At 65.6% G+C, this 9,647-nt stretch carries 7 protein-coding genes; 4 read left to right on the top strand and 3 right to left on the bottom strand.

Going from position 1 to position 9,647, the window contains the following annotated elements:
• Positions 1-575 precede the first annotated feature (575 nt).
• From ACTFO6_RS13930 to ACTFO6_RS13920, 3 genes are all read left to right on the top strand, one after another.
• Positions 576-2,639: a sodium-translocating pyrophosphatase gene (locus tag ACTFO6_RS13930; protein ID WP_439935051.1), complete on the top strand. Its 2,064-nt coding sequence runs from the start codon at positions 576-578 to the stop codon at positions 2,637-2,639.
• Positions 2,640-2,824: 185 nt separating this feature from the next.
• Entirely contained in the window at positions 2,825-3,247 is a 423-nt protein-coding gene (locus ACTFO6_RS13925; RefSeq protein WP_439935050.1) for a GlcG/HbpS family heme-binding protein, read from the top strand.
• Positions 3,244-3,771, top strand: a complete 528-nt coding sequence (locus ACTFO6_RS13920; protein WP_439935049.1) for a gamma carbonic anhydrase family protein — start codon at positions 3,244-3,246, stop codon at positions 3,769-3,771. The genes ACTFO6_RS13925 and ACTFO6_RS13920 overlap by 4 nt, the downstream gene beginning before the upstream one ends.
• A gap of 218 nt (positions 3,772-3,989) precedes the next feature.
• Here ACTFO6_RS13920 and ACTFO6_RS13915 read toward each other — a convergent pair whose 3' ends face one another.
• On the bottom strand, positions 3,990-5,066 hold the full coding sequence (locus ACTFO6_RS13915) for a class I fructose-bisphosphate aldolase (RefSeq protein ID WP_439935048.1): 1,077 nt from the start codon (positions 5,064-5,066) through the stop codon (positions 3,990-3,992).
• 113 nt (positions 5,067-5,179) lie between these two features.
• Between ACTFO6_RS13915 and ACTFO6_RS13910 the strand changes: the two genes are divergently transcribed.
• Positions 5,180-5,344, top strand: coding sequence for a hypothetical protein (locus tag ACTFO6_RS13910; protein WP_439935047.1), 165 nt, complete (start codon positions 5,180-5,182; stop codon positions 5,342-5,344).
• A 244-nt stretch (positions 5,345-5,588) separates the two neighbouring features.
• Here ACTFO6_RS13910 and ACTFO6_RS13905 read toward each other — a convergent pair whose 3' ends face one another.
• Both ACTFO6_RS13905 and ACTFO6_RS13900 read right to left on the bottom strand, forming a co-directional pair.
• Entirely contained in the window at positions 5,589-7,040 is a 1,452-nt protein-coding gene (locus ACTFO6_RS13905; RefSeq protein ID WP_439935046.1) for a CbiX/SirB N-terminal domain-containing protein, read from the bottom strand.
• A gap of 331 nt (positions 7,041-7,371) precedes the next feature.
• Positions 7,372-9,477, bottom strand: coding sequence for a TonB-dependent receptor domain-containing protein (locus tag ACTFO6_RS13900; protein ID WP_439935045.1), 2,106 nt, complete (start codon positions 9,475-9,477; stop codon positions 7,372-7,374).
• Positions 9,478-9,647: the final 170 nt, after the last annotated feature.

The following is a 9,647-nucleotide window of genomic DNA, read 5'->3' as shown; positions in this document are numbered from 1 at the left end:
GGAACGAGGTTCGAAGGAGCCTTGGCGGTCCCGAACAAGCGGAGGTGAGCTAGGAGCGCCGATCCGGGTTCCTCGCGTCCGCTCCCGCACCAAGCCTTCGGCCACCGTGTCGCGGCCGCCCCGGAACGAGGTTCGAAGGAGCCTTGGCGGTCCCGAACAAGATTCGTAGGGTGCGTGAAGCGAAGCCTGCCTGCGCCGCACGGATCGCGGCAGGCAGGCGAAACGCACCGAATCGGCCTACATTCAATGGTGCGCCGAAACGCTCCTTGCCACCACTTAGCCATGAGCCATGGACGAACCGAGAGACTACCAATAAAAAGATCACGCCCTTGTTCGTGAACGTCGCGATCCTTCGTAGCTTGCGTTCTGCGGTAGCGGCGCCCCCGGAACGCCGCGGAAACATTCAAGCCCTGTAGGAGAGGGCGGTACTCGCGTAGCCGCTTACGCCGATTCACAAGGGCAGTATGTTAAAATCCGCGCCACCCAAATCTTATATAAGAGTTCACTAATTCGTTCTCGCATAAGGGTAATCGGGCCGGCCCGAGCTTCGGCCCCGCCAGCATAAGGGGAATTCCATGACTGCAGGACTCACGCTAGCGCTGCTTTGCGCCGCCGCAGCCCTGGTGTTCGGCGGCCTCTGGATCAAGAGCATCATGAGCCTGCCCGCCGGCAACGAGCGCATGCGCGAGATTGCGGCGGCGGTACAGGAAGGCGCCAAGGCGTACTTGAACCGCCAGTACACCACCATCGGCATCGTCGGCGTCATCCTGTTCCTCATCATCGGCTTCGCCCTTTCCTGGCGCACCGCCTGGGGCTTCGCCATCGGCGCCGTTCTCTCGGGGCTGGCGGGCTACATCGGCATGAACGTGTCGGTGCGCGCCAACGTGCGCACCGCCGAGGCCGCGCGCAAGGGTCTGGCGGAGGCGCTGGCGGTGGCCTTCCGCGGCGGCGCCATCACCGGTCTCCTGGTGGTGGGGCTGGGCCTGCTCGGGGTGGCCGGCTACTTCGGGATCCTCTGGTCGGCCGCCGACAAAGCGGCCCAGATCGAAGGCATCAAGCACATCCTGGAGCCGACGGTGGGTCTCGCCTTCGGTGGTTCCCTCATCTCCATCTTCGCCCGTCTCGGGGGCGGCATCTTCACCAAGGGCGCCGACGTGGGTGCGGACCTGGTGGGCAAGGTGGAAGCGGGCATTCCCGAGGACGATCCCCGCAACCCCGCCGTCATCGCCGACAACGTGGGCGACAACGTGGGCGACTGCGCCGGCATGGCGGCCGATCTGTTCGAGACCTACGCCGTGACCATCATCGCCACCATGCTGCTCGGCGGGTTGCTGTTCCCGCCCAACGTGGCCCCCCAGGCGGTGATCTATCCCCTAGCGCTGGGGGGCGTGTCCATCATCGCCTCCATCATCGGCACCTACTTCGTGAAAACCAGCGAAGGGGGCAAGATCATGGGCGCCCTGTACCGGGGCGTGATCGTTTCGGGTGTGCTGGCCCTCATCGCCTTCTGGCCGGTGACCCAGTATTTCATGGCCGGCAACGGGATGTACAGCGTGATCGCGCTGTGGGGCTCGGCGGTGATCGGGCTGCTGCTCACCGGCGCCATGGTGTGGATTACCGAGTACTACACTGGCACCCAGTTCTCGCCGGTCCGCCACGTGGCCCAAGCTTCCACCACCGGCCACGCCACGAATATCATCGCCGGCCTGGGCGTCTCCATGAAGGCCACCGCGCTTCCGGTGCTGGCCGTGTGCCTGGCGATCTGGGCGTCCTATACCCTGGCGGGGCTCTACGGCATCGCCATCGCCGCCACCGCCATGCTTTCCATGACCGGGATCATCGTGGCCCTGGACGCCTACGGCCCGATCACCGACAACGCCGGCGGCATCGCCGAAATGGCGGAGTTGCCCAAGGAAGTGCGCAACATCACCGATCCCCTGGACGCGGTGGGAAACACCACCAAGGCGGTGACCAAGGGATACGCCATCGGCTCTGCCGGCTTGGCAGCGCTGGTGCTGTTCGCCGACTACACCCACGGGCTGGAGGCGGCAGGGAAGGCGGTGGAATTCAGCCTCTCCCACCCGGCGGTCATCATCGGCCTCTTCGTCGGCGGGCTCGTGCCCTACCTCTTCGGCGCCATGGCCATGGAAGCGGTGGGCCGCGCCGCCGGCTCGGTGGTGAACGAGGTGCGCCGGCAGTTCCGGGAGATCGCCGGCATCATGGAAGGAAAAGCGAAGCCCGACTACTCCCGGGCGGTGGACATGCTGACCCGCGCCGCCATCAAGGAGATGATCGTCCCGTCCCTGCTCCCGGTGCTGGTGCCGATCCTGGTGGCGGTGATCGTGGGCGCGCTCATGGGCGCCGAGTCCGGTCGCATGGCCCTGGGGGGACTGCTCCTCGGTACCATCGTCACCGGCATCTTCGTCGCCATCTCCATGACCACCGGCGGCGGCGCCTGGGACAACGCCAAGAAATACATCGAGGACGGAGCCTTCGGCGGCAAGGGCTCCGACGCCCACAAGGCGGCGGTCACCGGCGACACGGTGGGCGATCCCTACAAGGACACCGCCGGCCCGGCGGTGAACCCGCTCATCAAGATCATCAACATCGTCGCCCTGCTGATCGTGCCGCTGCTGTAGGGGGCCGGCGGCCTGGCCGAGAAAAGCGCACCGCGGTCGCCGCCCAGTGCGCTTTTCTTCTCCCCCCGGCCCGATGACCTCGAAGGCGGGGTTGCAAGAGCCGGGGGACTTTCACCCTTTCGTCTGCCCGGAGCACTCGGTTATCATTCTTTTTCCTCCCAACCCACGTTGCTCCGGTTCTTCCCATGATGAAGCGCGTCTTGACCCTCGAGGCGGCGAAATCCGTGGCCGCCGCCGCCGAGGCGTTCGCCGACAGCCACGGTTTCAAGGTGGTCATCGCCATCGTGGACGACGGCGGCCATCTGCTCTACCTCCAGCGGGACCATGACGTCCAGTTCGGGAGCGTCCAGACAGCCATCGGCAAGGCCTACTCGGCGGTAGCGTTCAAGCGGCCCACGGTGGAATGGGAAAAACGCTTCAAGGAAGGACGATACGGCTATCTCACCATGCCCGCCCTGACCGGACTGCAGGGCGGCGTACCGCTCAAGATCGGCGAGGAGATCGTGGGCGGCATCGGGGTCTCCGGGGTTGCCTCCCAGGACGACGAGCGCATCGCCAAAGCCGGTGCCGACCTCCTGCTCACCTTGAGCGAAGGAGGTAAGGCATGATCTACGCCTTAGGGGATCGCCGCGTGGAGATCCGCGGCAACGATTACTTTGTCGCCGACAACGCTACGGTCATCGGCTCCGTGGTGATCGGCCACAACGCCAGCATCTGGTTCAACTGTGTCGTGCGCGGCGACAACGACGTCATTACCATCGGCGACAACTGCAACATCCAGGACGCCTCGGTGCTGCACACCGACGAAGGCGTGCAGCTCACCCTGGAGCGCAACGTGTCGGTGGGCCACATGGTCATGCTGCACGGCTGCTACATCGGAGAAGGAAGTTTGATTGGCATCAAGGCGGTGGTGCTGAACGGCGCCCGCGTTGGCAAGAACTGCCTAATCGGCGCCAACACCCTCATCCCGGAAGGCAGGGAAATCCCCGATGGCTCGCTGGTGGTAGGCTCTCCGGGGAAAGTGATCCGCCAGCTCACGCCCGAGGAGATCCAGAGAATCAACGGGATCGCCGACCACTACGTGGAAAACTTCAAGCGCTACAAGGCCGGCCTGCGGCCCGATCCGCGCTGAGCGGACTCTCCCTAGTCCGCCCGATTCAGGCCCATTCGGCAAAGGACTCTCCCTAGCCTCTTCCGCCGATCGGTCCGACTGCGCCGCCAGCTCTTTTACGCTCCGTCGTGCGGCGCCGCGCCCCCGCGTCAGGCGTACCATGCGCTCAAACAGCCAGAGGGGCGCACGGCCGCCGTGCAACGGGAGCTGGGCGTCATCCGTGCGCGTGCGAAAGCCAGTCAGGCCACCGTCACATCCTTGGACAGGTACACGTCCTGGATCGCGTTGAGCAGTGCAATACCCTCCTTGAACGGCTTCTGGAACGCCTTGCGGCCGGAGATGAGCCCCATGCCGCCGGCGCGCTTGTTGATCACCGCCGTGCGCACCGCCTGGGCCAGGTCGCCCTCCCCCTTGGACTCGCCGCCCGAGTTGATGAGCCCTGCTCGTCCCATGTAGCAGTTGGCCACCTGGTAGCGGACCATGTCAATGGGATGGTCCGAGGTGAGCTCCGAGTAGACCTTGGCATGGGTCTTGCCGAACTTGAGCACGTTGTAGCCGCCGTTCGTTTCCGCCATCTTCTGCTTGACGATGTCCGCCTGGATCGTGACCGACAGGTGGTTGGCCTGCCCGGTCAAGTCCGCCGCCAGGTGGTAGTCCTTGTCCTGCTGCTTGAACGCGGGATTGCGCAGGTAAGCCCACAGGATGGTGACCATGCCCAGCTCGTGGGCGTACTCGAAGGCCTTGGTGATCTCCTGGATCTGGCGCTTGGATTCCTCGGAGCCGAAATAGATGGTGGCGCCCACCGCACAGGCCCCCATCTCGAAGGCCTGCTTGACCGAGGCGAACAGGATCTGGTCGTAAGAATTGGGATAGCTCAGGAACTCGTTGTGATTGATCTTGAGGATGAAGGGGATCTTGTGGGCGTACTTGCGCGCCACCGCGCCCAGCACTCCCAGGGTGGAAGCGACGGCGTTACAGCCGCCTTCGATGGCGAGCTTGACGATGTTCTCCGGGTCGAAGTACATGGGGTTGGGCGCGAACGACGCCCCGCCCGAATGTTCCACCCCCTGGTCCACCGGCAGGATGGAAAGATAGCCGGTGCCGGCGAGCCGCCCGTGATTGAACAGGGTCTGGAGGCTACGCAGCACCGCGGGCTTGCGGTCGCTCGCCGCCACCACCCGGTCGACGAAGTCCGGCCCGGGCAGGTGCAGCGATTCCTTGGGGATCCCCTTGCACACGTGGCCGAGCAGGCTTTGCGCTTCCTTGCCCAGCATCGCCTCGATATCGGTCGCAGCGGTCTTCATCACGACACTCATGGCGTTTCTCCCGTGGATAAAAGTCACAGCTTAATTGTTTTATTATCCCTCAGATGCCGCGCCGGGATAAGCGGCCCGCTCCACGTTAACCCTGCTCCGCGCCCGGCGGCTCTATGATCAGGAACCCCCACGTGGGCGCGGGCCAGGTGGTACAGCGTCTGTCGCCGGCCGGGCGCCGAACGTCCCGCATTCTGTCGCTCGGCGCTTCCGCCTTCACGTTCGCTCTGCTGGCCCTGGTACGGCGGCCCATGGCCTCCGACGAGATCGGTACGAGGTGACCTCGCCCGCCCTCGGCGCGCCCCGATCACCCTACACGGTGTAGGGTGCACCTGCTATAAGACCGGATCGGCGGACTTCGCCGATGACTTGATCCTGGCGGAGGCCCGAGCCCAGGATTGCCCGCTCGTCACCTTCGACAAGCGCTTGCAGCGGGCGCAGGGGGTACAAAAGCTGGCGGATTGAGCGCCCGTAAAGGCCCCGGAGAATGCTTGCCCGGAGACATCATCGCTGCGCGCAGGCGCTTCACGGGGTTGGCCAGATATGATTCCCTCGCAACGATGCGGCGCCGGCCTGGATCTGCTTTTCCACCCACCGCGCGAACAGTGGGTGAGGCGCAAAACCCTCTCCCAGCTCGAACTCGAGCCCGGCAAGAAACTCCCGCTCGTGTCCCTGGGCGTTGGTGCGGGCGGGGATGACGAGCGCCCGCCCCCCGTCGCGGGTTGCCTCTTTCACCATTTCCCTCACCCGCTCGATCCACGGTGCACGCTTCTCCGGCCAGTCCTCCCGCCAGGTGGCCACCCGAACGGCGCGGAATCCCTCGCCGCCGCGCGCCTTGATCTGGCGGGCGAGGGAGTCCAGCACCTCGAGCCAGTGGGCGTTGGCCGCGTCGTCGCCGGAGCCGTGGGCCACCAGGATCACCGTCTCCCGGGAAGGCTCCCGCGACAGCGCTTTCGCCCGGTCGAGCAACGCCTCGGCGAAAAGGGAATCGTCCTCCAGGCCGCCGGCCGTGGCCATGGGGACGGCAGCTCGGATGCGGGCGCGGGGATGCGCCCGCGCGCCCCCGTGTCCGTGGTGGTGGGCGTAGGCGCCACCGTTGCCGTCGTCGTCGTGCCCATGGTCTGCCCCAGAACGGCCCAGGTCGTCTGGAGCGCTATGCTCCACGTCCCATCCGATCATCCTTTCCACCGCGTCGCGAAATGCCGAGGCAAGCCCGAATACCCGCACGATCACGATGGCCCGCACCGCGCGACGCTCGAGCCGCTCCACTGCCCGTTCGATCAACGGCTGGTCTGCCATGGAAAACACGAATTCCAGTTTGTAGCGGTCTTCCAACGACCGGACCGAGTGGCGCATCGTCTCGTTCCAGTGATAATCCGCTCCGTGGGCGAGAATGACGATGCCGAGATCTTCGGCCTTGAGGGGAACATGACGGTTGGCCTCCTGGGACATCCAGGCAGCGATCAAGAGGTCAGGACTTGCCACTTCGGGCAGCAGCTCGGCACCCGGTGGAAGGGCATGTGCCAGTTCGGCCTCAAACGACATCATGCTGTCGAGTTTCCGGCCGAAATGAAACGGTATCACCACGGCATCGCTCGCCACCGCCTCCGCCAGCAGGCGCTCAGACTCCGCCTGGCGCGTCGCCTGCTCGGGCGCCTTGCGCTCGTGCCACACCACGCTCCGCACCGAAGCAAAGCCTAAGCCTTCGGCGGCGCGCTCGGCGATGCGCTGCCAGTCGGCGGTCATGCTCCGGCGCGTTTCGGCGTCCATCGCACCGTAGCCCACCACGACGACTCTACGGCCCGCCGGCGCCCGGATCGCGCGAAAGCGGTCGGCCAACGCTTCCACCGCCAGATAGCTTTCTCCGAAGGCTCTACCGACCGACACCGGGAGCGGACCCAGGGCTCCCGAGTCCAGCAGGCGGGCCGCCAACACCCAGCGGGGCTCGGCTCGAGAGATGAAGAGCGGCAACGCCACCGCTCGCCGGGCTCCGTTTTGGGCGAGCGCTTGGAGCGCCCCTTGCAAGTTCCCGGCAGTGCGTTCGTCGGTCACGAAAGCGAGCGCGGCGTTGCGCCCTTTAGCAAAGGTCTCGAACGCTTCTCGGATTTCCTCATTCCCGGCGAAGCCCCGATCCGGTGCGATGACTAGGAAACCAGTTCCCCAATCGCTAGCAGGCCCGCCGCGTTGAGCACTGCACCCATGAGCGGCGTCCGCCAAAGCCGCTGGCACCAAGGCGGACAACACCAGTGCGACTCGGCCGTGTTTCCAGAAGCTTCTCGGCCATCCCATCGCGGATGCCCCTCGACGATCAGAACGTATAAGCGATCCGGGCCTTGAAATTGCGCCCGGGCTCAAGGGCGCCGGTAAAGACGCGGGAGTAGGCCTTATCGAAAGCATTGTCGACGCCGAGGTCGATGCGCAGGCCTTTGATGGAAGCCTCACGCGGAGTCCAGACGAAATAGAAGTCGTGGACCGCGTAGCCGCCCCGCCGATCGGCGGGGTTGTTCACCTTATCGAACTCCCCGGCGGCGAGCATGCGCCAGCCGGCCAGGGCGTCGAGCCCGGCGAGCTTAAGCGCCACGTCCAGCGCTAGGCGCGGAGGCGTCAGCACCCCCAGCTTTTCCCCGCTGCGCCGGTTTTCACCGTCGATTGTGGAAAACCCGAGGCCCGCGCGCAGGCGGCGATTTTCGTAGGACGCCTCGATCTCGTTGCCCCAAAGCCTGGCATCGGCCACGTTGACGGCCCGGGTGGTGCCGTCGCAGGCGCCCGGGATGAACGGATTGCAGTCGACGAAAGGCCTGGGCTGAACGACTTCCAGGTCGATGAAATCCTCCCCCCGAATGCGGAAATGGGCTGCTTTGAGCCGCAACCGATCGCTTTGCCCCAAAACGTCTCTGAAGTCCAGGCCCGCGCCCAACTCTAAGGTGCGGGTGCGCTGCGGCGCCAGATCGGGGTTCGGGACGAAGCGGTTGGTCACGCCAGGACCGATGGGAATGCGGAAATGCACCCCGTTCGGGAACAGCTCGTTGACGGTGGGGGCCCGGAACGCCGCGCCGTAGTGGGCGAAAAGGAGCGACCACGGGGTCGGCAGATAGCTCACGCCGAGGCGCGGTGAAAGGGCCCGGTCCTCCGTGCCTCCGGCAATCGGGCTCGCAGACCGGTAATGGTCATAGCGCAGCCCAGGGATGAGGAGCACCTCGCCGGGAACAACACCCAGGGGCCGGGGTATACGGATCTCGGTCTGCCCGAACACGCCAGCGAAGTCGGCTTCGGCGTCGGGGACGCCATCCCGCTCTCCCGGGCCGGCCCCACCGTCCTGCCGGTCTCGGTAGGCTTCGCCGCCATAGGTAAAGGTCACCTGGATTGCGCCGGGGAGCTTCACCCGCGAGCGGTTATCCAAACGCAATCCCAGCGTGTCCACGTCCCGCTTGAGAAGCTCTCCTCGGGGTCCCGTGCCCTGGTCGTCGAGCCGCAGTTCGTCTACTCGGAATTCGGTGCGGTAGAGCACAAGGTCGAGGTCGATCCACGGATTCGCCGGGTTCTTGTACCCGTAGGCGAAGCGGAGGTTATCGGCTCGGATATCCTTCTCGACCAAGCCGCCGCTTCCGGTTCCTTGCCCGTTGTTGGGCTCCTGGGCCTCGTTGCTAAACCGCTGGAACGACGCTTCGAAGCGTTGATGCCTGTCGAAGCGCCATCCGGCCTTCGCCAGTCCGGCCACGATATCGTCGTCCGTGCGGTCCAGCTCGCTTCCGTCGCCCAGCTTGATCGCACCAGAGGCTCGCCGGGTCACGCTCGCCAGCAAGTCCAGGCCAGCGCCCGGCCGCCCATAGGCGATTACGGTCCCGAGCCTCTCCCGGTTGACGGACTGGTAACCGCCCGAGAGGGTCATTCCCACTTTTTCCCCAGGCGCGAGCAAGTCCTCGGCCCGCACCGTGCGGAAAGCGATCACGCCGCCCATGCCGCCGCTACCGTAAAGGGAAGAGGCCGGACCGCGCAGCACTTCCACGTCCCGCACCAAGCTGGGATCGATAAAGAAGCGCCCGTCGTGGCCGGAATCGAAGTTTTGGCGCGCGCCGTCGAGGGTGATGATCACGTCGGGGCCGGAAAATCCGCGGAGGCTGGGTACCTCCCCGGTACGCCGCGGCCCACCGGTGAACTCTACGTTGGGCACCCCTTTCAAAAGGTCGTCCGGCGTCGATGCCTGGCGCGTCTTCAGCCCCTCTGGCTCAAGCACGGTCACCATGCCGGGATATTCGAACGGGTCGATGGGATTTCGCGTCGCGGTCACCGACACAGGCTCAAGCACCGGCTCCAGCGCTTCGCCATCCTCCGCCCGCGCAGAACTCGCTCCCATCGTCTGGGAAAACGCCAGCGCCAAACCCAGGCCCACGTGAAGATACTTTCGGATTGCCATGGCCACCTCCTCGATGGACAGGCCCGCGGGAGAAGCGGCGACCGGGAAAGTCCTCGACCGACAGGCGGGCCAGGAAACCAAGGGTCCGTCGAGGACACCGTTGACCGGAAGAGCCGCTGCGGGCAGACCTGCTCCACGCAGTGATTCCTGATTGAGCAACCGGCTGGCTG

The sequence above is a fragment of the Pelomicrobium sp. G1 genome (genome assembly GCF_051905455.1).
Classification (GTDB): domain Bacteria; phylum Pseudomonadota; class Gammaproteobacteria; order Burkholderiales; family UBA6910; genus Pelomicrobium.
The sequence above is the reverse complement of the archived record's forward strand: the minus strand, read 5'-3'. Positions and strand labels throughout refer to the sequence as shown.

Excerpts from the sequence above, each read along its gene's own strand:
- ACTFO6_RS13925 (WP_439935050.1), top strand. The coding sequence starts at position 2,825 with ATGATGAAGCGCGTCTTGACCCTCGAGGCGGCGAAATCCGTGGCCGCC.
- ACTFO6_RS13930 (WP_439935051.1), top strand. The coding sequence starts at position 576 with ATGACTGCAGGACTCACGCTAGCGCTGCTTTGCGCCGCCGCAGCCCTG.
- ACTFO6_RS13910 (WP_439935047.1), top strand. The coding sequence starts at position 5,180 with ATGATCAGGAACCCCCACGTGGGCGCGGGCCAGGTGGTACAGCGTCTG.
- ACTFO6_RS13900 (WP_439935045.1), bottom strand. The coding sequence starts at position 9,477 with ATGGCAATCCGAAAGTATCTTCACGTGGGCCTGGGTTTGGCGCTGGCG.
- ACTFO6_RS13915 (WP_439935048.1), bottom strand. The coding sequence starts at position 5,066 with ATGAGTGTCGTGATGAAGACCGCTGCGACCGATATCGAGGCGATGCTG.
- ACTFO6_RS13920 (WP_439935049.1), top strand. The coding sequence starts at position 3,244 with ATGATCTACGCCTTAGGGGATCGCCGCGTGGAGATCCGCGGCAACGAT.